At 64.9% G+C, this 26,590-nt stretch carries 7 protein-coding genes and 1 pseudogene; 2 read left to right on the top strand and 6 right to left on the bottom strand.

All coding sequences use genetic code 11. The features are described from left to right. Positions 1-3: 3 nt before the first annotated feature. Positions 4-16,851 carry a hypothetical protein gene (locus QA642_RS13210; protein WP_283085051.1) on the bottom strand — a complete coding sequence of 5,616 codons (16,848 nt, stop codon included), beginning with the start codon at positions 16,849-16,851 and terminating at the stop codon, positions 4-6. Between the two features lie 458 nt (positions 16,852-17,309). Between QA642_RS13210 and QA642_RS13205 the strand changes: the two genes are divergently transcribed. Beyond that, the gene (locus QA642_RS13205) at positions 17,310-18,029 is read left to right on the top strand and encodes an outer membrane beta-barrel protein (RefSeq protein WP_283085050.1); all 720 of its coding nucleotides are present in this window, start codon (positions 17,310-17,312) and stop codon (positions 18,027-18,029) included. A 30-nt stretch (positions 18,030-18,059) separates the two neighbouring features. Here QA642_RS13205 and QA642_RS13200 read toward each other — a convergent pair whose 3' ends face one another. Continuing rightward, positions 18,060-18,944 carry a hypothetical protein gene (locus QA642_RS13200; RefSeq protein WP_283085049.1) on the bottom strand — a complete coding sequence of 295 codons (885 nt, stop codon included), beginning with the start codon at positions 18,942-18,944 and terminating at the stop codon, positions 18,060-18,062. Positions 18,945-19,996: 1,052 nt separating this feature from the next. After that, a pseudogene (locus tag QA642_RS13195) lies at positions 19,997-20,382 on the bottom strand (SOS response-associated peptidase family protein); the annotation flags it as partial. Here QA642_RS13195 and QA642_RS13190 point away from each other — a divergent pair. Continuing rightward, entirely contained in the window at positions 20,352-20,768 is a 417-nt protein-coding gene (locus tag QA642_RS13190; RefSeq protein WP_283087166.1) for a hypothetical protein, read from the top strand. The pseudogene QA642_RS13195 and the gene QA642_RS13190 overlap by 31 nt on opposite strands. Before the next feature lie 598 nt (positions 20,769-21,366). Here the strand turns inward: QA642_RS13190 and QA642_RS13185 are convergent. From QA642_RS13185 to QA642_RS13175, 3 genes are read right to left on the bottom strand one after another with little or no spacing between them, the layout of a single operon-like run. Continuing rightward, positions 21,367-24,516 carry an efflux RND transporter permease subunit gene (locus QA642_RS13185; RefSeq protein WP_283085048.1) on the bottom strand — a complete coding sequence of 1,050 codons (3,150 nt, stop codon included), beginning with the start codon at positions 24,514-24,516 and terminating at the stop codon, positions 21,367-21,369. Further along, positions 24,513-25,589, bottom strand: coding sequence for an efflux RND transporter periplasmic adaptor subunit (locus QA642_RS13180; RefSeq protein ID WP_283085047.1), 1,077 nt, complete (start codon positions 25,587-25,589; stop codon positions 24,513-24,515). The genes QA642_RS13185 and QA642_RS13180 overlap by 4 nt, the downstream gene beginning before the upstream one ends. Then, on the bottom strand, positions 25,586-26,557 hold the full coding sequence (locus QA642_RS13175; RefSeq protein WP_283085046.1) for an efflux RND transporter periplasmic adaptor subunit: 972 nt from the start codon (positions 26,555-26,557) through the stop codon (positions 25,586-25,588). Before QA642_RS13175 ends, QA642_RS13180 begins: the two co-directional genes overlap by 4 nt. Positions 26,558-26,590: the final 33 nt, after the last annotated feature.

The raw sequence follows: 26,590 nt of genomic DNA, 5'->3' as shown, positions 1-26,590 counted from the left end.
GCCTCACCAGCTGAAGAGCGACTGAAGGCCATGATAGAACGTCGCCGAGTTGAGGCCCAGCGGCTGCACGGTGGTGTTCGGAGGCAGGGCACTGGCCTCGGACAGCCAATCGCCCAGGCTCTTGAACGCGTCGGCAACCTTGTTCAGGCCAAGATCGTCTTCCACCTGTGTGGCGTAGGTGTTGAGCACGGTGGCGGCGGCCTGCAGGTAGGGATTGCTCAGGATCAGCTGGATCGCGTCGCCGCCGAGTGACAGCACGTCGCTGGCGAGGCTGAGCGGATGCCCGGTGAACAGATCCTGGAACGCGGCGCCGACATCCTGGGCGAGGTTCTGCACGGCCGGGAACTGGAAGCCCACCGAATATTGGAACAACGCCTGGCCCAGCGCCGCCCCATCGGATGCGATCTTCTGGGTGTTGCTGCCGTCGCCGAAAATACTCACGATGTCGGCGCCGATGGAATAGACCTGATTGATGTAGGTGAGCGCCGTGGTGTTCAGGAGGTTGGTAACCAGGTTGCAAGAGTTCGCGACGAGCTTCAGCGCGCCCACCAGAGGCCCTGAGATATTCGCAAGGACCGGATTGGAGCTGAGGGCACTCGCCACGGTATTCATGGTCATCAATGCGACCATGCCGTTCGAGGCCAGCTGAACCATCGTGAATGTCATGGCCGGGCTGAACTCGACGAGCGTGCCGGAGTCGAGCGTCACCTCGAATTCTCCCGCCTCGCCGGCGCCGCTTCCGGTCAGACCCTTGCCATAGCCGAAGCTGATCTTTTCCCACGCGTCCTTGAGCACATCGCCGAAGCCGTTGGCCATGTCCTCGGGATCGACAATCTCGCCCGTGGTGCCGAAGATCTGGTTGATCAGCGCCGACTGCATGGACTGGACATTTTTGCCGAGCCCCAGGGCGTTCATCAGCGGCCCCTGCCCGACCGGTAGGCCGGCCACCAGCAGATTTGACAGCAGATCCATGTACCCTTGCGCGCTGGTCGGATTGCCGGCGATCTCGCCGCCGATGATGCGCGCCAGCGGGAAGTTGGTCCACGCCGCGGTCCACGCGGCCTGGTACCAGGCTGTCGCTGTGTGGGCCGCCTCGGCCACGTCCGTGATGCTCGCATTGGCGGGCAATATCAGGACAGTCCACATCTGGCTGAGGTGAACACCGAGATCGGTCTCGACCGAGTAATTGGCCGCATTCCTCTCGACAGCGTTGATGGTCGCAACGCCGGTCAGCAACGACTGGATGGTCGCAAGGCCGCCGCTTTCGATCTGGCTCTGCACCGCCAGCGCGGCGTTGTGGATCGAGAGGATGCCGGGGACGGTGACGGTATGGACGCCGCTGCCTGACGGGATGGCCTCGGTCCCGCCCGCGGTGCCGTTGGCGATGTTGTGGGCGACGATATCGACCCAGGCATACGCCACGCTGTGCAGCGTGCTGTTTTCGCTCGACGAGGCCTTCACCAGCGCGGCCGTCAATTCGTTGTTCAGGAGCGCCATCGCCTGGGTGTACGGCAGGTATCCGCTGGTGATCGCGCCCACCAGGCCGGTTTCGGTGGTGCCGGTACCGATGCGATGGCCCAGCGCCACCAGAATTGCGGCGTTCGCCGCGGTGAGGGCGTTGTAGGCGCTCTGGACGGCCTGGAGATCTGCCGGAGTGTAACCGCCCAGCTGCTGCAGAAGCGTCAGGTTCGGCGCCGGGCCGACGCCGGCGTTCACCAGCGTCGACAGATGCATCAGCGCCACGTCGACCACATAGGGGAAGGCGCCGCTGTAGGCTTCGACGTTGGCGATCGCCGTCGCGGCGGTCATCGTTCCGGCGATGACGGCGGGGGCGTCCGTATAGGCGATGAGATCCTGGTTCAGCAGATCCATTGCGGGGACGAGCGCCTGCTGCAAGGTCATCGGCGCGGTGATGCCGCCGGTGACGCTGGCCGAATAGGGACCGCTCGACGGCACGCTCGACAGGTTGAGGACCGGCGTCGGAATATTCGGCCACGCGGCGGTCAAGGCCTCGGTGATGATCAGTTGGGCCGTCGCCAGGGAGACAATGCCTCCCGAGACCAGCTGGGCGAGGCCGCTCTCGGCGGCATCGCTGTTGATGCGGCTGTAGATCTCGGTCGCAAGCGCGTTGGCAGCCGTCGTCAGGCCAGCGCCCTGACTTTCGATCAGCGCGACGCTCAACAGCACATCCGCCGGCACACTGGCGGGCGTGTAGGCTTCAAGATCCGAGATCACCTGCGCCGCGGTCTTCTGGCCGCTGGCCAGCGCGACGAACTCACCCGCCGTATAAGTGATGGCCGCCTGGAATTGCGTGGTGCCGATGATGGCGCCTTCGAGGCTCGCGACTTCGTTGGCGACACCGGTCAGCAGCGTGGCGTTGCCATGCGCGTTCGCCGCAATGCCACCAAGGACCGCAATCGCCTGGCTGGCGGACAACAGATTGCCCGTGACGGCGGCACCGAGATCGCCGATCGCCTGCGCGGCGGTGACGCGGCCGCTGGCCACCAGCGTGGCGATTTCGGCGCCGATCAGCGGACTGGTCACGTGCGACGCGAGGCTCGAGAGCAACCAGATCGCCTGGTCGGCCCCGAGCACGTTGCTGCTGACGTCGTTATGCACCTGCGTCACGATCTGCGCGACGGTGGCGAGGGGCTGACCCTGGCTGTTCAACCGCGTGAGAAGATCGGCGAACGCACCGGCGAGCGCACCACAGGCGGTCATCGACGCCGACGACGCGCCGATAAAGGCGTCGATCTCGCCGATCGCCGCGACACCCGCCAGCGAGACGATGTAGTTGGCGAGGTTGCTGATCGCGTTGACGCCCGGCTGCCCGGCGATGCCCGAGGCCTCGATGGCGGATGACGGGAGGTTGGCGATGGTCGCCGCGAGCACATTGACGCCCTGGGCCTGGGTCAAGGCACCGCTCGTGACCAACGGCGTGATGTTGAACGTGTAGAACGAGAGCTGCTGCTGCACGATCATCGAGGCGAGCGCTGCGCCGGTCAGCATCGTGTTGGCGGCGCTGCCGGTGGCAACGCCGCACAACAACTGGCTCATGTACTTCGCCACGTCGGCGTTCAAACGCCAGGGGTACGTTTCGAGATTCGAGAAGACGGCCAGAGCCTGATTCGAGGTCAGCGTTGCCTGGATTTGCGAGATGATCTGGGCAGCGCCGAATTGATTGGCCAGCGATCCGACCTCGGTGATGATAGCAGGCAGACTAGAAGGCGCTTGCCACAGCAGCGCGCCGAGCAGGATGACGGCCTGTGAGCTGGACAGCGTATTCGACGTGACGGCCGCCGTGATATCCGCCATCAGCGCCGCCGGCGAGATCAGGGCACCCGAGCCGATCCCGGCCATCAGCGCGGTCAGCTCTACGGACACGATTGCTTGCAGGTGCTGAGACGGATCGTTCTGCGTCCAGACCAGCAACAGCGCCGTGGCAGCCTGTTGAGCCGTGATGACGTTGGTGGCGACGAGACCGTTGGTGACCGCCGCCGAGCCGCCCCCCTCCATGGCGACGAGCATCGCGACGGCCTGATTGGCGCTCATGGCATGGGTGTTGACGGCCGACGTGACCGCGGCGAGGGAATTGTTGCCGGTCCACCGGTTCATCGCAGCGCCGACAGCGAGCGCGAGCGCGATATCGCCGCCTTCGGCAAGCCCGATCAGCATCGTGAGCGCCTGTGTCGGCACGATCGTTCCCGCGAGAACCGAATTGACGATCGTGTTCGCCACCTCGCCGGGCGTGGTCTGGTTGGCGTTGACCAGGACGAGGAATTCCCCCGTGACTGCGCTCTGGGCCGCAGTGTCCTGCACCGCAAGCGACATCAGCAAGTTCACCGCCTGGGTGCCGCTGAGGCTGGCCCCGGCGGCGTTGCCGATGCCGTTGACAGCCTGCGCCACGGTGAGCTGGTGGCCCGATATCAGCGTTACGATCTCGCTGACGGCCGCCGACTGCACGGCGGTCGAGCCTTCGCCCGCGACGGTCGCCAACATCGAAAGCGCCTGCGAGAACGTGATCTTGCTTTCGACGAGCAATGCACCAACCTCGCCGATTACGGCGATCTGCTCGCTGGCATTGCCGCCGGCCGCGACGGCATTCAGCACCGCGAGTCCGGCGCCGGCCGGCATGGCCGAATTGGCAACGGCGTGGTCGATGTCGGTCATTGCCTGCGTGGTGGTGATCTTGCCGGCGGTCACCAGCGCGAGAATTTCGTTACCGACCGCGGTCGCGGTTGAACCGCCGGTGGCGGCGATACCCGCCAGCATCGCCATGACCTGGTCGGCGGTCATCCCGTTGCCAATCGCGCCGCCGATGGCAGTCGCCGCCTGCGTCGCGGTGATCTGATTTTGCCCGATCAGTGTGGAGATTTCGGTGCCGGCCGCGGACTGCACGGCCGTTGTGCCGATTTCCGCCAGGCCGACCAGCAGCGACAACACGTGGTTGGCGCTGGCGGGCGCGGTGGTGGTATTCACCCCGACGTTATCGACGGTGTAGGTGTAAAGATAACCAGGCCCTTGATACTGGGTGGTCGTGAAGCCGCGATAAATCCAGTACTGGGTCGCCTGATCGACAAAGCCGAGCGTTGGGACGCCCGCGATGATTGCGACATCCGCCATGGCGGCAGCCGCACTCAACGCATTGTTGGCAATCAGCGTGGTGATTCCGCCCAGGAAAACCGACTGGGTCGGAGCAACGTAGTTCGCCGGGATACTACTGCTGAAGATCGTATAGTAGCCCGATTGCAGGATATTGGCGGCGAATTCGGCGCCCGCGGCCAGCATGACCACCGCAGGTCCGGCGCCGAGCGTACCCGACGTGACCGCGGCGGTGATGTCGCCGACCGCCTGCGTGGCCGAAATCCAATTCAACTGCGTGAACACGAAGATCGTGTCGCCGGCCGCGACCTGGACGGCGGCTCCCGAATGCGACGAGATCACGGTCAACAGCGCAATCGCCTGATCCGCCGATATGGTCCGAATGTCGGCTCCCGTGCGCGCCAACGGGTCGAGACCCGCGGCCCACTGCGAATCGACCGCGGTCAGCACATCCGTCATCACTTGAGCGATGCTGGCCTGGTTGCCCGTGATCAGCGACGCGATCTCCGCGCCGCAGCTGGCTTGCAGCGCCGCGTTGCCCTGCGCGCCGACGCTGATGAGCAGGTTGACTGCCTGATCGGCGCTGAAATTCTGTCCGATCGCCGCGCCGATGTCCGACGCGATCGACGGAATAACGCTGGGCGTCTCTCCGGCGAGCTTGAGAAGTTCGGTCGTGATCGCCGACTGCTGCGACGGATCGCCGGCGAGCAGGTTCAGGAGCGCCGGAATAGCGGCTGCAGCGGTGATGCCGTGACTGGTGACCTGCGCATCGATGCCGGCGACGCCCTGCAGGTTCGCGATCTCGGTGGCCACCGCGGTCTGCACGGTCGACGATCCCGCGCTCGACAGCGCGCTGAACAGCGCCGTGACCTGGGCGTTGGTCAGCGTGCCGGCAGCGAGCGTGTTGCCGATATCGGTCATCGCCTGCGTGGCCGTGACCTGGCCGCCGGAAATCAGTGCGAGAATTTCGCTGACGACGGCGCCTTGCAGCGTTGCGTCGTTCTCGGTCCACAGCACCGCCAGCATCGCGATGGCCTGGTCGATCGAAATGCCGTTGCCGACCGCATTGGCGATGTCGGCCATCGCCTGGCTGGCCGAAATGACGGGACCCGTCAGGACCTTGATCTCGTCGGCGACCGCGGTCTGCACTGCCGTGCTGCCGTTCGCCGACATGCCGGACAAGACCGCGACGCCCTGGTCCGGCGTGAGCACACCGTTGGTGATGGCTGTGTTGATGTCGCTGATCGTCGCCGTGACGGTAATCTGGTTGCCGGCGATCAGCGCCGCAATGCCGGCGCCAATGGCGGTCTGAATCTGCGTGGTGCCGTCGCTGGCGACCACGGCCATCAGGGCGATAACCTGATCCGCCGTCAGCGCGCCCGCCGTGATCGCAGCGCCGAACTGCGCGGCCGCGACGTTGCCGTTGGTGATGAGCGTGACCAGCTCCTGGGCGACGGCGCCCCGAACCGTCGTGCCGCCCTGCAGCCACAGGCTCGCCAGCAGCGTCACGTCCTGATTGGCGGTGAGCACGCCGCCCACCATGCCGCCGATATCGGTCGCAGCCTGAGCGGCGCTGAGCCTGCTCTCGGTGACCAGCGCCAGGATTTCGCTGACCGCGGTGGCGGGCACGCCGGTGCCGCCGGCAAGCCAGACGCCGGCCAGCACGGTGACGCCGCGATCGGCAGTGAGCGCACCCGTCCCGATCGCAGTGTCGAGATCGGTCATCGCCCGCGAGGCGGTGATGCGGTTCGCCGCGATCAGCGCCGCAATTTCGGCACCAACTGCCTGCTGTTGCGCCGCGCTGCCGGCATTGGCGAGAGCCGCCAGCAGGCCGACCACCTGATCGCCCGTGAGGGTGCCGGCCGCGACGGTGCCGCCGATGTCGGTGAGCGCCTGCGCGATGGTGATCTGGCTGTTCTGGACCAGCGTGAGAATGCTGCCGATGGCGGCGGCTTGCAGCGCCGCCCCGCTTTGGCCGCCGACGCCGGCCAGCAGCGCGACCGCCTGGTCAACCGTGAGAGACGCACCGATAGTGCCGACGATGTCGGTCGCCACAGCGGCGGCCGAAATCCTGTTGGCGCCGACCAGCGCGGCGATTTCGGTCATGGCGACGCCGGCCACCGTGGCGCTGCTGGCGGCCGCGAGATTAGCGAGCACGGCAATCGCATGATCGGCCGTCAGCGCGTTGGTGGTGATGGCGGTGTTGATATCGGCCGTGGCCTGCGTGGCGGTGATCGTGGCGGCGGCGATCAGCGTCGCCAGCTCGGCCCCGATGACGGCCTGTTCGGCCGCGGTGCCGGAATTCGCCAGCAGGGCGAACACACCGATGGCCTGGTCGCCGGTCAGCGTGCCGGCGGTGATGGCGTTGCCGATATCGGTCATCGCCTGCGCGGCGGTGACCTGATGGCCGGAGATCAAGGCGAGAATTTCCGTCGCGGCGGCGCCCTGCAGAGCCGCATTGCCCTGAGCCGCGATGCTGGCCAGGAGCGCGACCGCCTGATCGGCGGTGAAGCCGGTGCCGATCGCGCTGCCAATGTCGGTGCCGACCTGGGCGGCGGCGATCTGGTTGCCGCTGACCAGTGCCGAGAGCTCGCCGATGGCCGCGGTGCGCACCGCAGCACTGCCCGCAAGCGCTTCGCTGCCGACCACGACAACGGCCTGATCGACGGTCAGTGCGTTGGCGGTGATCGCAGCAGCGAGATCGGTGTTGACCTGGCTCGCCGTCAGCTTGCCGGCGCCGATGAGGCTTGCGATTTCGCTGCCGATCGCGGCCTGCACCACCGCGTTGCCGCTTCCGGCAAGGCTCGCCAGCAGCGCCACCGCCTGGTCGCCGGTCAGCGTGCCGGCCGCGATGGTGTTGCCGATATCTGTCATCGCCTGCGCGGCCGGGATCTGATTGCCGGTGATGAGCGAGAGAATCTCGGCATCGGCGGCGGATTGCAGCGCCGCATTACCCTGGACCGACAGGACCGCCAGCAGCGTGACCGCCTGATCGACGGTGGCGCCGCCGGAGCTGACGGCAGCCATGATGTCCGTCATCACCTGCGCGGCGGTCGTGGCGTTGTTGTGCACCAGGGTCGCTATTTCGCCGGCGACCAGGCCGTTTGAGCCGGTGCCGTTGCCGACAAGGCTCAGCATCAGGACGACGCCCTGATCCGCAGTGATAATGTGTTCGGAGATGAGTGTGGCGATACCACCGGCCGCGGCCGGGCCAAGCGACGACAGCGCGCCGTTGAGCGCCGTCTGCAGCGACGCAATCTGCCCGTTTGTCGCACCGTTGATATTGGCGCCGAGCTGATAGAAGACGATCGCGGCCTGCGCCGCCGTCAATGCGCCGCCGGCGACGAGATTGTCGATGTCGGTCACGACTCGCTGCCCGCTCAACGTGAAGGGAGTCAAGTCTGCCATCTCGGTCGCCAGCGAAGCCTGAACGGTTGCGCTGGTGCCCGGCGCGCTGATCGCGCCTGAGAACACCGCGACAATCTGGTCGGGCGTCAGTTCCGCAAACGTCTGGACGGTGCCGTTCTCCAGGTCGGACAGAACCTGCGATGCCTGTCCGATCAGCGCGGCCAATCCGGCGCCGACGGCCACCTGCGTCGAGGCATCGGCCTGCTTTGCCACGTAGATCATGACATAGGCGGCTTGATCTGCCGAGATCAGCCCGGCCACCATGCTGGTGACAACATCCGACATGGCACTAGCCGCGGAAACGTGGCCGCTCTGGATAATCGACCAGATTCCGCTGGTGGTGACGCCACCGATGGTGGCCGGTTGACCAAATGCCGTCGGCCCGAACTGGCCACCCGCCGCCATCGCCGTCAGAGCCACGACGGCCTGATCCGACGGATGCGAAACGATGTTGGCGACCGCGCTCTGGAAGGTGACCTGATGATTATTGACGATCAGAAGAACGGCATTGGTGATTGCCGTCACCACAGCGCTGTTGGCGCTGGGCAGTAGCCAGGCAAGCGTTGCGACGGCATCAGCGCCCTGGGTCGGCGTTGCGATTCCCGCCGTCAGCACGGGATCCCAGACGCTGCCGTAATTGGCATCAAGATAAGCCGCCATCGCGAAGTAGTCGCCGACGGAAATGACGCCGGCGTTGATTGCCAAATGCAGATCGGCATAGGCCATCGCCGCGGACACGCTCGGGTTGTTGACGCTGATGAGTTGACCGATCTGCTGCGCGATCTGGTCAAGCGCTTGCGTCAGCTGGGTCTGACCGAGGCCAGCCTGGTGAAGGAAAGCGATCTGCGGGAGCAGATCCCACACCGCATCGTCTGGCTGCCTCGCGAGAGTGCCGATTTCGGCGAGAGCCGCGCTGTACAGGCCTGCATTGCCGCCTGCAGCGGCATTGATCAGCACCGCGACGGCTTGAGCGGCAGTCACCCCCTGCGACATCGTACTCGTAACGTCGCTGACGGCTTGCGCGGCGGTGGTGAGACCGCTGTTGACGAAAGCCGCAATGACGGCGCCAGCCTGCTGCAGCATCGCTTCGGACGCCGGCGCCACCAGATATGCAATCAGCGTGATCGCCTGGTCCGCAGTGAGACCGCCTGCGCTGACGGCAGCACCGAAATCGCTGATTGCCCGCGTCGCTGTGATCTGGCCGGCCGCGATCATCGCGTTGATTTCGGCGACGGCAGCCGCCTGCAATGCCGCAGAGCCCGTCGCCGCAACGCCCACCAAGTCGACGACCGCCCGGTCGGCGGTGATATGGCCGCCGCTGATCAGCGTGGAGATTTCCGCGCTGACGGCGGTCTGCACGGCGGTCGGCGCCGAGGTGGCGAGATTGATCAGCAGCGTGACGGCCTGGTCCGCCGTCAGCACCGACGGCACCGCGGCGCCGATATCGGCGGCCGCCTGCGCGGCGGTGAGGAGGTTGCCTGAAATCAGCGTGTTGATTTCGTTCGCCACCGCGCCCTGCACGATCGGGCCGTTGGCGGCGATGGCGAGCAATTCGGTCATCGCCTGCGTGACGGTGAGCCCGCCGATCAGGGTGTTTATCTCGCTAATGGCCGCGGTCTGCATCGCGGTCGGCCCGGTCGCCGCCAGCGTGGCCAGCACGCTCAAGGCCTGGGTCGCGGTGAGCTGGGACGCCGTCACCGCGTTGTTGAGGTCGGTGATGAGCTGCGCGGGCGTGACGAGGATTTCCAGCTCGTGCGCCGCCGCCGAGGCCGCGGCCGCATTGGTGCCGATCGCCATGCCGAGCAGGATCGCGACCGCCTGGTCGGACGTGAGGCTCGATGCGGCGACCGCATTGCCGATGTCGGTCGCTGCACTGGTGGCGGCAAGCGCGCCGGCCGCGATCAGCGCGACGATCGATCCGCCGGCTGCGAATTGCACGCTGAGCGAGCTTTGCGCGGCGATGCCCACCAGCAGCGCCACCGCCTGATCGCCGGTCAGCGACGCGCCGTGCACCGCCGTCGCGATGTCAGTCATCGCCTGCGACGTGGTGATGACCGAATCCGCGATCATCAGATTGATGTCGCTGATCACGGCCGATTGGACGCTGCTGTTGCCCACGTGTGCGAGCTGCGCCAGCACGGCGAACGCCTGATCGGCTGTCGCCGCCGTGATGGTCGCGTTGCCGACCAGCAGATTGATCTCGCCCGCCACCGCCGACTGCATGGCGCTGCTGCCGCCGCGCGCGAGCTGCGCCAGCAAGGCGAGCGCCTGAGTGACCGTGATCGACGACGCGCCCAGCGCGCCGTTGATGTCGGTCATGACCTGCGCGGGCGTCAGGGTCGTCTGCAGCGCCGGGTCGCCACTCGACGCCATCCCGATCTGGATGTTGAAGGACTGGTTGGCCGTGACGATCGACGGAACCGCGGCCGCGATTTCGGCCGTCGCCGCATTTGCGGTCAGAGCGCCCGACGAGACCAGCGCGGCGAATTCGGCGCCGATGGCGACTTGCGTCGTTACGCTGCTCTGGCTCGCGAGACCGAGCAGGATGTTGGCCGCCTGGGCGCCACTCAGCACCGTCGACGCGACGGCCGCGTTGATGTCGGCGATCGCGCCGGTGAACGTGATGGTGTTGTTGCCGATCAGCGCGGCAATCTCCGCACCGACTGAACTCTGGGTCGAGGCGTTGCCGGCAGCGGCGAACGCCGCCAGCACCGCAAGGCCCTGATCCGCCGTGATGGCGCCGGCGTAGATCGCGGTGTTGATATCGTTGAAGGCCGAGGCGGGGAATTGGATCTGAGTGAGGCTCAGCATTTCCTGCGCAACTACGCCGATGTTCGCGCTGTTGCCGTTGACCAGCATGCCGATCAGCACGCCGAACGACGCATTGGCAGCGCCGGACGCAGCGCCGACCGCGGCGACGAGCGCGGCGGCATCGGACGCGCTGACACTGCCGGCCTGGATCAGCGCGTCGATCTGGCCGCCGACCAAGATCTGGGCGCCGATGCTGATGGATCCGGCACCGACCAATAGCTGAACCGCCTGAGCGCCGGTCAATTGATGGGAATTGACCGCGGCAGTGATATCGGCTGTCACCTGGGTGAGCGGGAGCCCGTGGGCGGCTGTCAGAGTGGCGAAGACGCTGCCAATGGTGTTGAGGTAGACGGTGCTGTTCGCGCCGCTGGGTACGTCGGCCGCCAGCACCAGCAACAGGGCCGCCTGCTGCGTGACGTTGAGCGCGGCGTTGTTGTTGACGGCAGCGCTCAGCGCGACATTGAACGACACGAACTCGCCGCCACTGACCATGGACCAGATGGTGTTGGCGACAAGCGCATTGAGCGCCGGGTTGTTGTAGGCGGCGAGCGCTCCGAGCGCTGTCGCCATCTGGGGTTGGGTGATCGGCGCGACCAGCGACGACAATTGTGCAATGACAGCACTCTGCAAGCTCGCATTGCCGCTTGCGGCCGAGAACATCATCACCGGGATGGCGGGCAGGATGCTGGCCGGCGTGATGGTGTCGGTGGTGCCGAAGATGTCCGCGACCGCCTGGGTGGCGGTCACGGTGCCGGCCGTGACCATCGCGGCGATATCGGCGCCGACAGTGGCCAGCACCGTTGCGGACCCAGACTCGGCCAGATACGCCAGCAACGAGATCGTCTGGTCCGTGGTCAGCGCATTGGCGGCGCCCGCGGCGACGACGTCGGCCACCACCTGTGTGGTGGCGACCTGGTTCGCGGCGATAAGCGCATTGATGGCGGTGAGCGCGAAGACCTGCATCGCCGCTGTGCCGCCGGTGAGGAGACCGATCAGCGCCGTGGCCGCCTGATTGCCGGTGATGTAACCGCCGCTCACCAGCGCGGTGATTTCCGCTGCGGCAGCGTTTTGCACCGCCAATGAGGCCGGCGCCGCGAGATCAGCCAGCACGTTCACGGCTTGCGTCGCTGTCAGAATCGACGACGCCACCGCGTTGCCGATATCGGTCATCACCACCGCCGTGGTGATCTGGTTGTTCGAGATGAATGTGCCGAGTTCGGCGCCGACCGCCGCTTGCATGCCGGTGACGGTTGCGAGCTCGAGCAGGATGCTGACCGCCTGCGGGACCGTGATCGCCGCGCTGTTGACGGCCGTGGTAATGTATTGGGTCGCCTGCCCCGGCACGCCGAGGCCAGCCATGACGACGGCGGCGGCGCTTGCGGTCGCGCTGCTGCCATTGAGCGCGATGCCGGCGAGGATATAGAATGCTTCGTTGCTACTGATGGTGCCCGGGGCGAGGCCGCCGACCTGCGCAATGGCGGCGCTGGCGGTGATGGCCCCGGACTGGATCATCGCGGCGATGTCCTGGCCCGCGGCGAATTGCGCCGTGATGGAGCTCGCCACATAGGCGAACGCGTTGATCGCTTCCACCGCCGTCAGCTGGCCGTTGCCGACCGCCGTGACGATGTCCGCCACGGCCGCCGTCGCGGTGATCTGCGAGGGAACCAGCGCCGCGAGCGCCTGACAGATTCCGGTCGGGCCGAGCGGCGAATTCGGATTGACGTTGCCGGTGATGCCGAGCATCGCCGCCAGCAAGGTGATGCTTTGGTCGGCGGTAATCGCGCCGTTGCTCACCGCGGTGGAGACGCCACGGGCGGCCTGAGTCATGCTGAATGTCTGGGCGTTCAGCAAGGACACGATGGCAGCTGCCACCGCATTATCGAGCGTCAGGCTGTTGTTCGACGCAAATCCGGCCAGCACGACCACCGCCGTCGCCGGCGTGAATCTCGACGAGATCAGCCCGACGATGTCGTTGATCGCGGCCGTGTTGGAGACCTGCCCGGCCGCAACCAGCGCGCCGATGGTATGCGACACGAAGTTCGTCGTGAACGACGCCACACTGCCGCCTTCGCTGCCACCAGACCCGGTGAAGACGCTGGTCAGCCCCGTGATCGCCCGCACGGCCGTGATCTTGCCCCCGGTGACCAGCGCGACGATCTCTGCCGACATCGCGGTCTGCGTGCTCGTCGACCCCAACGAGCCGAGATTGGTCAGCAGGTTCACGGCCGCGGCTGCGGTGATAGCTGAGGCCCTAACGGCGCCGTCGACCGCAGCGGTGATCTGCGTCGCCGAGACCTGGCTAGCGCTCAGCAATGTCGAGATTTCCTGGGACATCATCGTTTGCCAGGAAAACCCGTCGCCGGGTGACGACGGGATGACGGAGAGGTCTACGAGAATCGGCAGCGCCTGCGGCGCCGTGATGGCGGACGCGTTCAGCACCGCGATGATGTCGAGGCGCGCCTGCCCCGGCGACACCAGCGTGCTGATGTCCGCGACAGCCGCACTCGTGGTCGCGGCATTGCCGCTGACCGCCATGCCGATCAGGATGTTGAAGGTTTCGGCCGAGGCGAGGCCACCGATCGCCGTAATTGCAGCGCTGGCGGTGATCGCGCCGGTCTGGATCAGCGCGGCAATCTCGGTGCCGGCGGCGACCTGCGCGTTGATGGGCCCGCCGGCAATCAGGCTGATAAACGCCGAGATGGCCTGCGCCGCGGTCAACTGACCACCACCCACGGCCGTGACGATGTCCGCCATGACCGCCGACAGGGTGAACGAACCCGAGACCAGTTGTCCGAGCGCCGTGATGATCGCGGCCTGATTGGTGGCGTTGCTCCCGACGGCGCCAAGCATCGACGCGAACAGCGCCACGGCCTGGTCGGCGCTGATGGCCTGGGTGCTGACCGCCTGCGTCACGTCAGCGATCGCGGAGGTGATCGACAACGCGCCGCCTCCGACCAAAGACAGAATCGCGCCGGCGACCGCATTGTCGAGCGCGGCGTTGTTGCTCGCAGCGAGGCTAGCGAGGAAGGTCACCGCGGTATCGGCCGGGAAGGTCGCCGAAATCAACCCGGCGATGTCGGCGTTGATCTCCGCTCGCACCGACGCATTGCCGCTCGCCGCGACGTTCATCAGCTGCACGATCGCGAGTTCGATCGACGCGACACTGCTCATGTTGATCGAGTGTGTGATGGCGGCGACCGCATTGGTGGTGGAAATCGAGGCCGAGCCGATCAGCGCCGCGATCTCGGCACCGGCCGCGGCCTGCATGGCGGTCGATCCGGCGCTGGACAGCATGTTCAGCAAGGAGACGGCCTGGTCGGCGGTCAGGACATGCGCGGTCACGGCGGCCGCGATGTCGCTGACGGCCTGAACGGCCGTGATCTGGTTCGCGCCCACGAGCGCGTTGATCTCCGCGACCACGAACGCCTTCATCGCCGTGGTGCCGCCGGGGAAGAGCGCCGTCAGCGCGTTGACCGCCTGATTCGCCGTGACGGTCGTGCCCGTCACCAGCGCGGCGATCTCCGCCGTCACGGCGGTTTGCACGGGCGTCGACGCCGGCGCCGCCACATAGGCCAGCAAGGTCACCGCCTGCGCCGCCGTGAGGACGGACGACGTCACGGCGCTGCCGATGCTCGCCATTGCCGTGCCGGTCGAGACCTGATTGCTTGCGATCAGTGCATCGATTTCGCCGGCGACCGCCGATATCATGTTCGCACTGCTGGCGAGGCGGATCAGCAGGCCCACGCCCTGCGAAGTGGTAATCGTGAAAGTGGCAATGGCGGAGTCGATATCGCTGACCAGCTGCGTTGGCGACAGCAGGCTCGCCATTCCCGCGGTGGCGGCACTTACGGTCGTTGTGTCGCCGTTGGTTGCAAGGCCAAGCAGTATGTTGAATGCCTCCGACGCCGACAGGTTGAGGCCGGCGATGTCGGTCACCGCCGCACTTGCCGTGATCGCGCCCGCTCCGATCATCGCGGCGATGTCGGACCCCAGGGTGAATTGCAGAGGCGTTGAGTTGGAAGCCAAAGACGCCAGCAAGGCAATGGTCTGACCGGCGTTCAGAACATGTGAAGCACCTGCGGCCGCGACGTCGGCGAATGCTTGCACCGTCGTGATCTGGTTCGCCGCGACAAGCGCGCTGATCTCCGTGGCAACGAATGACCGCATCGCAGCCCCGCCGCCCCCAACAAGACCGGCCAGCGCCGTGACCACCTGATCGGCGGTCAGATTGCCGGCGGTGACAAAGGACGCAATTTCCGCGGTGACGGCGGTCTGCACGGCCGTCGAAGCCGGCGCCGCGATGTCCGCCAGCAAGGTCAGGGCTTCCGTCGCGGTAAGAATCGATGAGGTCACCGCGCTGCCGATGGCGGTCATGACCTGAGACGTGGTCAGCTGGTGGTTCGAGATCAGGGAATCGATTTCACCGGCGACGGCCGCTTGCATACCGGTCGAACCGGCGAGATCGACCAGGACACCAAGCGCCTGCGTCGGCGTGATCGCGGTCAGGCCAATGGCGGAATTGATGGCGGCGACGGCCTGCGACGGCGAGCTTACGCTCGGCATTTCTGCAATCGCGGCGCCCGCGATCGCGGTGTTGCCGCTGCTCGCCATGCCGAGCAGGAAATTGAACGTCTCCGTGGTGGACCAGTTGGAGCTGACGATGTCAGCAATGGCCGCATTGGTGGTGATATAGCCGGACTGGATGAATCCGGCGATGTCGGCACCTGCCATGATCTGCGCGACCGTGGAGCCGGCGGCAAGGCCGCCAAATGCGGCGATGGCCTGCCCCACGGCCAATCGACCGGAATTCACTTCGGCGACGACCTCGGCAAGACTCCCCGTCTGCGCGCTCGCCGGCGCCAATTGGTTGAGTACGGCATCGACCGAGAGCGGACTACCGACGTTGTTCGCGAGATTGGAGTAGTTCGGCGCGAGGTTCACCAGCGAATTCAGCAGCGCGAAACCTTGACTGCCGCTGATGACGTGGCTGTTGATCTGTTGCACCAGATCGGCAACGGCCGTCGTCAGCGTGAGGTCGCCGGCATTCACCAGCGACAGCACGCTATTGGCCACCGCATCGTCGAGAACGGACTCGTTGCCGTTGGCGACGGCGTTCTGCATCGTGGCCAACAACGGCTGGAAACCCGCCAGAGCGCCATAATCGCCAGCGATCACCGCATCCATGGTCAGGGTTTTCGCGACCATGATCATGTTCATGTCGGCGGTCGTATCGTGGCTGATCCCAGAATAGGACTGCGCCGCTGCGGCACCGATATCGGCGGTAATGTGGTTGCCCGTGGTCAGACCGCTCGCCATCAGGCTGTTGTACTCGCTCGCCACCGCGGCGTGCATGGCTGGCGTGCCGGCTGCATCGTTCAGGACATTGATAACTTGATCGAGGGTCAGCGCACCGGCCGCACCATTTGCGTTGACGATGTCGGTTACCGCCTGTGTTGCGGTGAGGCTACCCGCGGTCACCAGCGCCGCGATTTCCGTTCCAGCCGCGGCCTGAACGCTCGCGGAAACCGGTCCGCTCATGCCCGCGAGCATGGTGACCGCCACATGGCCGGTCGACTGCCCCGCAGTAACTGATCCGGCGATGTCCGATATCGCCTGCGTGGCACTCACCTGCCCCGCGGCGATCTGGTGGCCGATCTCGGCGCCGACCACATAGCCATCATTGCTGTGGCCCGAAATCTGCGTGATCGCGCCGGCAAAGGCAGCAAGCCCCTGAGTGACGTGAGTCTGATCGTAGGCCGCAACCGCCTCGATCAAATGCATCGCCTGCGTTTCGGTGGTCTGGTGATTGACGACGGCCTGCGCGATCTCCTGAGAAGAGACGCCGGCGAGCATCGAGTTGGCATCGAGATTGAGGTGGGATGTATCGAAGCCCGCAATCGAATTGAATTGACCGGGAGGCGGCGTGATATTTCCGCCAACGATGCCATCGAGATCGTCCGCGCTCAGGGGACGGAAGTTGGCTGTCGTGCCGTCCGACGATTTGCTCGTGAGTTTACCCTTCGTCTTCACCGCCACCTCTCCCGATTACCATCGGCTGAATCACGTATCGTTTAGGCCAGTCTCGAGCGCAAGGCAGTTCGGCCCTCATGCGCGGGGCGAACCCCAAAAATGAGCAGATGCATGACCTTGTCGTGAATGCACGTTCACAACGCCGCTGAACGCGCGTTCACAATGACGCTCCGCAATAATCGGCGCCGTGCAAAATCCGCGCGGTGTGGATGAATCGGGCGTGGATGAATCGTCTGAGTCGGCTTCCTGAAATGCCGCGAACGCCACTTGGCTTCCACATAGTAGTGGTGTGCGCTATTTTCGGATGCTAGGGTCAACCACGAATTGCTTTCATTCGTCCGTGCCGACGAAACGTTTTTCTGGAGGGGGCATTGAACAAAATCGCGCTCAGTATTCTTGGCCTTGCGGCTCTCGTCGCGACGCCGGCGTTTGCGGCTGACATGGCCGTGAAGGCGCCCGTGGTCGCCGCACCGCCGGCGCTCAGCTGGACCGGCTTTTATATCGGTGGCAACATTGGCGGCGTCATCAATTCGAATTCGGGAACGTCGAATTTTACGGATACACTCCCTAATCGCGCATTTCCGGCTGCCAATCGGAATGACGCGACCGGATTTCTCGGTGGCGTGCAAGCAGGCTACAATTGGCAATTCGCCCAGCGCTGGCTTGTCGGCATTGAAGCTGATGGCGATTACACCAATGCCAAATACGGCTTCTGCCGTGGGACCATTGTGCCGGGTGTTTGCGGCGATACCGGCTTCGGCACGGATTCGCTGAGCAGCAAGACCGCTTGGCTTTCGACGGTGCGCGGCCGCTTCGGCACCATCGCCATGGACAAATTCCTGATCTACGTCACCGGCGGCGCCGCTTGGGGACGCGTTGATACAACGGCCACGCAGAGCTGTCTTGTCGGCGGCTGCGGCGTATCGCCCTTAGCGACCGCGGGAACGTCGAGCAGTTCGGTGACGCGGTCTGGATGGGTGGCTGGCCTCGGCGGCGAATGGAATATCGACGGCAACTGGTTTGCGCGCGCCGAATGGCTTCATGTCGATCTCGGCAACGTCACCAGTTCGGTATCGACGGCCGGATTTAGAGGCAGCACCCAGACCTTCAGCTGGTCGCGCGGCGAGCGGTTCGACCAGATTCGCTTCGGTCTTGACTATCGGTTCTGGCACGGCTGATCCTCGCGAATTTCGCGACGACCGGCATCATCAGGTAGCCGCTACGCCGCGCGCCTGATCGCCCTCGCAATACGGGCGACAGGCTTCGAGAGCCGCGTCGATGATGGCGAGCTTCACCGCTTGCGCGGCGTGATATTCGCGCCAGAATTCGGCCGATACCCACAACGCGGATTTGCCGCGGACGCCGGACCAACCAAGGCTGCCCATCGTCTCGGCGGTGGCGAATTTGCGGGCGAGTTGGCTCCGCGACAGATTGAGTCCCCGCGCCAACCACGAAACCGACGTCACATCGGTCGGAATGCGTGAGAGAGCGATCGAATCCTGCTGACACCCGACGATCAGGCGATCCATCACGACGCCGCCATCGTCGATCCAGGTAAACAGCGAGAAGGTTCCGTTCGGCTCCCGAACCGCGCGCGACGCCAGCAGGCCATCGGCGATGAGCGGCTGAATCGCGCCGAGCAGAGCCGGCCGCTCACGCAGTTCGACCGACCTGTTGCCGCCATCGAGCCCGTCCAGCGCCGTCAGATGCGCCCCCAGCCAATGCGACAACACTGCAAGGGCCATTGGCGACGGCTCGATCGGCCGATAGCGCCGGCCTTCGTTCCCCGTGACATGGCGCACGATGCCGTATTTCAGCATCTCGTTGACGAAGGCTGACGCAGTGTTGCGGCTTGCGAGTCCGTGGGCGACGATCGGATCGACCAGTCGTGCGGGCAGAATTCCGGAATCGATCTGCTGTGCCTCGTTGCGAAAATAAGCCGCCAGCATCGCCTGACTCATCAGCCAGCGCTGCTGGGTCGCGAACGGCGACGAAGTTCGCGGGCTGGCATCGTGTATCGCCAGCAACGCTTGAGCCTGGCCGCGAACGCAGCTCTCCAACGCCGGATGCGCCAGGATATCGTCGGCAGTCATCACCATCGGCGTCGGGACAACCCGGCGGACGGTCCGAAACCGTCAATCGCAAAAGATCCCAAGCGTCCCCCCCGGGTTCACGGACCGCCAACAGCGCGTGACGGCCTTCTCGATCGCACTTTGAAAAACGAGCAGCGCGGCGGCTCCGATCCGAAACCTGAACCTGTCGATCGCCGCCCCGCGCGCGGCATTGTGCTCGCTCATGCATCTCATGGAGTCGGGCCGACGTCTTCCAAAATTTTTCTGAAGTCCGGCGGAGAGTGACAATCCCAGGAGCAGCGGGGAGCTACCGGCCCCCTTTAAGGGTCTGGATCAACAGAAGAAAAAAGCGGGCAGCGCATATTCCTCCCTGAAAGCCAATGACGCGATCTGAAACGTGCCGAACCGTTCGGCCCGGATGCCGACACGATCAGGCTCAGGCCGACGTCCATCGACATGCTCTGGCTGCCCGCGACTCATGCCGGACGGGTGCTGAGCAAGCGGGAGTTGATCGAGGCTATAGACCGGACCTCCATGCCAGCGAACGCCGCCGCGGCGGCCGCGGGAGGATCGAACGGATCCGCGTCGTCACACACAAGGCGTGGGTGACGTGATGATATTGATGTCGATGATTATGCGGCTTCGCGCGCGATCGCGCTTTGGCGACAAGAATCCGCTTGGAGGAAGTTCGATCGTTTAAGTACCCTGCTCGGTGAAACGCTTGCCCCAACCGCGTAACTGGAGTGTGGGGAAAGGTGGTAACGCCAGCGTGACCCGTTCCTCCTACCTCGCCCGGCGCGGCGCCGGTCGCTATTTTCGACGAGGCGAGGCGCCGGCTGGTGGATAGTCTGGGGTGGGGACACGAGCTGATCGAGGCTCCTGGCCGAGTGGTGCGCCTTCGAGCACAAAGTCCGTCGCTACCTCACCAAGGCGCAGGAGCGCGGCTACGCCTGAGGAAAACGACGCTTGCCTCGTCTTCCCGAGCGATAACCTCGCTCAGGACGGAGCCTCGGAGTGGCTCCGCCACGTCGGATCACGCTGCGAAATCGCAGCTTCGAAACGGATGCGTCAGGCTAGGTTGCGGTGCGGGATCTTCCTTCACGCCGGGCCACTGTCTTGAGTGTGCCGTCTGGAAGAGGACGCCGTAGCGTCTGAGCCTTCATCCCAAGGCGCTCGCATCCAAACGTCGTACTCTTCCGCGGTCGTCAGGATCACCGGCATCGCCTTAGGGTGAATGGCGCCGACTTCGGCGTTCGGCTCAGTCGTGAGGAACGCATAGAGGTCGTTGGCGGTCTCTCCTTCCTTGGACCTTTCGCAATGACGTCCCGTTGACCCAGATACCGGCGAAGCAGGCGAGGGGCCGGGTCTCGTCGAGCGCGAACCAGATGTCGCCACCTTCGGCGTTGTTGAATTCGCTGAAGGAGTTGAATGGCACCACGCAGCGGTTCTCGACGCCGAGCTGCGCAGACCGGACGCGACAGCAATGGAGATGAAACAGCATGGCGCCTGAAGCCTTGTCCCGCGCTGATGTTTGTAAACGGCGCCGGCGAACTTGACCAAAAGCACGACGAGGACCTGCGTGATACTTGCGTCATGCTGCTCGATCGAGCTGGCTGCGACTTGCTGACGATCTGCGACATCACTGGACATTCATACCGAAGCGAACAGACCATCGTGAAGCACAACCGCGCCCGCAATGGGGCGCGTGCCGATTCCGGCATCGACAGGCTTGAATTGCAGGTTCGAAAGGAAGGGATGAAGGGCTGGACGGACGGCGGCAGAGTTTCGTTAATCCGGTGGAGCGGTGTAGCGCGCAATCACCGTCCGCGATTCCCGCCTTCCTAAGGCGAGGCGTACGCTTCATCGCTCTCCGCGCAAACAAGGACCGTCTGAGCTCGGTGCGATGAATAATTCCCCAAACATCTGAGACGTCGCACGGCGTGCGACCACCAAAAGCGTCGCATGACACTCGGTTTGTTCTGTCGAAGGAATGAAAAAAGCCCTTGCGGGCCAATCTCTTAAGGATGGTGGGCGCACCAGGGCTCGAACCTGGGACCCGCTGATTAAGAGACATGCTAGTATCATTGATTTTACGAGAGAATTTTTCCAACTGAGCCAAAATCCGATCATTAGAGGTCAATGGCTTACAACGATAAATCCAACCACAAGAGCCGGCGTAAGAGCCGGCCGTGTATCAGCCGGCCATATCCGTGCGCACTACCATAGCGATAAGCCCCGACACTGCCGATGTTGACCCGGGTCCCACCTCGCGCGGCGAGATCAGCGCGCGGCCCAGATCTCGGACCGAAGCGAGGCCCAGGGCCAGCGACAGAGGGACCGGGCTGCGGGGGACCCGCAAGGGCTGGGGGACCTGCTTGAGCCACCGGGGGCGGGCCGGCAGGCAAAGGTTGATAACGTCTTCGAGAGCATCGTCGACTCCATTCTAGATCTGGGGCTCGAGCACAGGCGCCGGGGCGTGGTGAGCGGGCCTCTGTTCGGCCAGTGCCTCGTTCGCAACGGCTTCGGGTTCTTGTGAAGGAGATTCATCCCCATAGTCCGGATGGATCCGGAACCACGCCACATAGAGCGCCGGCAGGAACAGCAGCGTCAGGAGCGTACCGACGATGATGCCACCCATCATGGCATAGGCCATCGGGCCCCAGAAAATCTCGCGCGCGATTGGAATGAGCGCGAGACTTGCGGCGGCGGCCGTCAGAAGGATCGGTCGCATACGGTGCTCGGTTGCTTCCACCACGGCTTCCCAGGCTGGCACCCCCTCCTTCTTCAGATCCTCAATCTGCACGATCAGGATCACGGAGTTTCGGACCAGGATGCCAATGAGGGCCAGCACGCCGAGGATGGCGACGAAGCCCAGCGGCGCGCCACTCGGCAACATGGCCATGACGACGCCGATCAGCGCGAGCGGCGCCACCGCGAACACCAGGAACAGGCGCGAAAAGCTCTGCAGCTGTACCATCAGCACGGTCGCCATGACGAACAGCATCAACGGCACGACCGCGATGATCGGCCCCTGGCTCTTGGCGCTCTCTTCCACTGAGCCGCCGGTCTTGATCGAGTAGCCCGCGGGCAGCTGCTTTGCAAATTCCGCCACCCTCGGCGCGAGTTGGTCGACGATCGTCTTTGGCTGAACGTCGCTGACGACGCCGGCCTTCAGCGTGACCGTCGGAATACGCGCGCGCCGCCAGATCGTCGGCTGCTCGAGCTCGTAGCGCAGATTGGCGACGGCCCCGAGCGGCACCGATTGGCCGCCGAGCCCGGTCATCTGCAGGTCACGCAGCGTGTCTATCGAGGCGCGTTCCGGCGCGGTCGCACGTCCCGTGACATTGACGAGATAGATGCTGTCGCGCACCTGCGTGATCGGAGAGCCCTGGAGCACCGAGTTCAGGGTTGTGGCGATGTCTTCCGAGGTCACGCCGAGCTGGCGCGCCTTGTCCTGGAGCACATCGACCTTGACGACGCGCGCCGGCTCCATCCAATCGAACACCACGTTGCCGAGGTCAGGACTGCTGCGAATGACGCCTGCAAGCTTCTGCGAGAGGTCGCGGACCTCAGCAATGTCGGGGCCGCTCAGGCGGTATTGCACCGGACGGCCGACGGGAGGGCCAACCTCGAGCAGCTTGACGTAGGTGTCGGTGCCCGGGAACGTCTTCCTCAAATAGTCCTCGAACTGCGACTTGAGCTTGTCGCGCGCGGCGATGCCGCCTTTGGTCACGATCACCTGCTGGCCGAACCAGGTGTTGGCGGTCTGCAGGTCGAAGGACAGCACGAAGCGCGGCGCACCGGTGCCGACATAGGTGGACCAGTGCTCAACCGAAACATTGCCCTGCAACTGCTCGCGCTCGAAGCGTGTCATCTGAGCGTTGGTGTCAGTGATCGACGCGTTCTGCGGCAGGTTCCAATCGATGACGAGCTCGGCACGGTCGGACGAGGGGAAGAACTGCTGCTGCACGAACTGCAAGCCGAACAATGCAAGAAGAAAGGCGCCGGCCGTCACGGCGACGGTGCTCCAGCGGTGATGCATGCAGAACAGGAGGAGGCGCGCGAACGTCTGCGCCACGCGGCCCTTCTGCTCGTGATGTCCCTTCATCCTGGCCGGCAAAATGGTGACGCCGAGCAGCGGCGTGAACAAGACGGCCACGATCCAGGAGACGATCAACGACACCGCGATCACCACGAACAGGGTGAACGTGAACTCGCCGGCGTTGCTGCTGTTGAGCCCGATCGGGATGAAGCCGGCCACGGTGACCAGCGTTCCCGTCAGCATCGGAAACGCGGTCGAGGTATAGACGTGGGTTGCCGCCTTTTCGAGGGGATCGCCGATCTCGAGCCGCGCCACCATCATCTCGACCGCGATCATGGCGTCGTCGACCAGCAGGCCAAGCGCGATGATCAGGGCCCCCAGCGAAATGCGTTGCAGCGAGATGCCGCAATAGGCCATCACGACGAAGGTGATCGCGAGCACGAGCGGAATAGCGATGGCGACCACGAGCCCCGCGCGGAAGCCCAGGCTCAGGAAGCTGATGCCGAGCACGATGATCACGGCCTCGAACAGCGCTTCGGTGAAGCCGGAAACGGCATGTTCGACCACGACGGGCTGGTCGGCAACGAGGTGCACGCCGACGCCAATCGGCAGGTCGGCGATGATCCTGCTCATCTCCTCCTTCAGAGCCTCCCCGAACTGGAGCAGGTTGGCACCGGACTTCATGCCGATCGCGAGCGCAATGGCGGGCTGACCGTTGTATCTGAACAGCGTCGACGGCGGATCGGCGTAACCTCGCGTGATGGTCGCAACATCGGTCAGCGGGAAGAAGCGATCGTTGATGCGGAGATTGACGGCTTTGAGGCTCGCCTCCGATGTGAACTGGCCATTCACGCGGACACTGATCCGCTCCGGCCCCTCCTGGAACACGCCCGAGGGCGCCACCGCGTTCTGGCCCTGGAGCGAATTCATGATGGCGTGGACGTCGAGGCCGAGCGCCGCGATCTTGCGGGTGGAGAATTCGAGATAGATGACCTCGTCCTGAGCACCGAGAATGTCGACTTTGCCGACATCGGGCACCGTCAGCACCTTGGCGCGGATGTCCTCGACCTCATCGCGAAGCTGTCGCTGGCTCAAGCCGTCGCTGGTGAACGCATAGACGTTGCCGAAGACGTCACCGAAGCGGTCGTTGAAACCGGGTCCGATCACGCCTTGCGGGAAATCGCCCCTGATGTCTGCGATCATGTTGCGGACGCGCACCCAGGTCGGCTTGACGTCCGCCGCCTTGGTCGAATCGCGCAAGTAAACGAAGACGGTAGTCTGGCCTGCGACCGTCACGCTCTTGGTGTAGTCGAGCGATTCCAGCTCCTCCAGCTTCTTCTCTATCCGGTCTGTGACCTGACGCGTCATCTCCTCGGGCGAGGCGCCCGGCCACTGCGCCTGGACCACCATGGTCTTGATAGTGAAGTCAGGATCCTCCTGTCGTCCCAGCTGGAGATAGGCAAACAGGCCGGCCGCCATGAAGGCGATCATGAAATACCAGACGAGCGAGCGATGGCCGAGCGCCCAGTCGGAAAGGTTGAACGACTTCATGGCTCTTGATCCTGTTCGAAGCGGACGTGCTGTCCCGGCTTGAGGCTGTGGATTCCGGCGGTGACGACGCGGGTGCCGGCGGCAAGCCCACCGGTGACGCGGATGCCCGCCCGTTCGACGACCCCATCGATCTTCTGCAGCGAGACGGTGCCGGCGGACTGATCGACCACCCAGACGAAATCGGCGCCATCCTTGGCGAGCACCGCTGATGCGGGCAGGCGCAAGTCCACGCTCTGGTCCTTGCCGAGCTTTGCCGTGACGGTCGCGCCGAGGCGGAAGCTTTCGGGTGGGTTGTCGAGTGCAATCCGGACACGTCGCAGCCGCGTCACTGCATCTGCTTGCGGCGCGATTTCGCGGATCCTGCCCTCGACCTGAACGGTGGGGAGGAGCTGCAGGCCGACGGTAAACGGGAGACCGACTTCGAGCGGCACAGGCAGATCTTCCCCGATATCGACGACTGCCTCGCGAACGTCCGGCCGCGCAACCGTCACCACGGTTTGACCGGGCGAAACCACCTGGCCTACTTCCGCGCCGACAGCGGTGACGACGCCACCGAAGTCGGCCTTGATCTGGGCATAGCCGAGTTGCTCGATCGCCTTCGTCAGGTTCGCCTGCTCCTGCGCGACGTTTGCTTCGGCGCCGGCGCGAGCCTGCTCGGCATTATCAAGCGTCTGCCTGGTGGTCGCATCGCTGGTGATGAGCGTGCGTTGCCGCCCCTCCGTGGCCTTGGCTGTCGCAAGCTGCGCCTCGGCCTTCGAAAGCTGAGCTTTGGCCGCGCGAACGGCGAGATCGAGTGCGGTGGGATCAATCGTCCCGATGATTTGTCCTTCGCTGACGATGTCGCCAACGTAGACCGGGCGCGAAGTCAGCCGTCCGAGTACGCGAAAGCCAAGGTTGGTCTTGTAGCGCGGTTCGACGACGCCGACGGCAGCCGTGCTGTCACCGCTGTTCGGCTTGGCCACCATTGAGAGCACGGGGCGCACGGGGGCCGGCGCGTTCGTCTCCTGCTGACAGCCGGTAAGCAACGAGGCCGCCGCGAGCGTGCCAGCGATCATCATGACCTGTCGCTTCATGATTGACCTCCCTCCTCAGTGACGGACTGACCGACACTCAAAAGCTTGCCGCCATCGACGACGACGCGCTCGCCGGGCTCGAGCCCTGCCTTGATCAGCACCTGACCGGCTTCATAGGCGCCGACAGTGACCGGCTTCAGCGACGCCGTCTGCGTTTTCGGGTCGACTGTCCAGACGGCAGGCTTCCTGCCCGCCGCCATCAGCGCGCTCCAGGGCAAGGTGATCTCATTCTGAGCTTTCGCCTTCACCGTTCCCGCGACGGCGCCGCCCAGCGTCATCGCAGCCGGTGGGTTCTCGATGGACACTTTGACGCGGATCGTGGAGCTCTTCGCGTCGATGGCCGGAGAAATCTCTCTGACCTCGCCCGCTGCTGCCACGGTGGGATCGGAGACCAGCGCCAGCGTCACGCGGCGGCTGTCGGGCTGGCCAAGGAAGACGGATTCATAGACCTCGAAGACGGCATCCCGCTCCCCGTCCTGAGCAAGCGAGAACACGGGTTGGGCAGCCGGAACGACCTGGCCGACCTCGAGATTTCGTGCGGTCACGACACCGTCGGCTTCGGCGCGCAGGACGGTGTAGCCAAGCGCATCCTGCGAAGTGCCAAGCTGCGCCTTGGCCGCTTCCAGCACGCCCTCTGCGGTTCGCAGGCCTTCCTGGGCCTGGTCGTAAACGGTCCGGGTGGTGAAGCCGCTTGCGATGAGAGCCTTCTGCCGCTCGAACGTGGCCCTCGCCACGCGCAGCTGGGCGTCGGCGGAGGCCACGGCCGCCGTCGCAGCATCCACGTCGGCCGCCTGCTCGGCCGGATCCAGGCGGGCGAGGACGTCGCCCTTGTTGACGTGAGCGCCGACGTCCACGGTGCGAGCAACCACGCGTCCGCTGGCGCGGAACGAAAGATCGGCACGGAAGCGCGCCTGGACCTCTCCTGTCAATGTGATGGAGGATTGCCGATCGCGCGGCTGCACGATCATGGTCCGGACCAGCGCGGCGCGCGTGGCCGTGTG

It is taken from the genome of Bradyrhizobium sp. CB2312 (assembly GCF_029714425.1).
In the GTDB taxonomy this organism is placed as follows: domain Bacteria; phylum Pseudomonadota; class Alphaproteobacteria; order Rhizobiales; family Xanthobacteraceae; genus Bradyrhizobium.
The sequence above is the reverse complement of the archived record's forward strand: the minus strand, read 5'-3'. Positions and strand labels throughout refer to the sequence as shown.

Coding starts and splice junctions, on each gene's coding strand:
- QA642_RS13185 (WP_283085048.1), bottom strand. CDS start 24,516: ATGAAGTCGTTCAACCTTTCCGACTGGGCGCTCGGCCATCGCTCGCTC.
- QA642_RS13175 (WP_283085046.1), bottom strand. CDS start 26,557: ATGATCGTGCAGCCGCGCGATCGGCAATCCTCCATCACATTGACAGGA.
- QA642_RS13200 (WP_283085049.1), bottom strand. CDS start 18,944: ATGACTGCCGACGATATCCTGGCGCATCCGGCGTTGGAGAGCTGCGTT.
- QA642_RS13190 (WP_283087166.1), top strand. CDS start 20,352: ATGGCACCACGCAGCGGTTCTCGACGCCGAGCTGCGCAGACCGGACGC.
- QA642_RS13180 (WP_283085047.1), bottom strand. CDS start 25,589: ATGAAGCGACAGGTCATGATGATCGCTGGCACGCTCGCGGCGGCCTCG.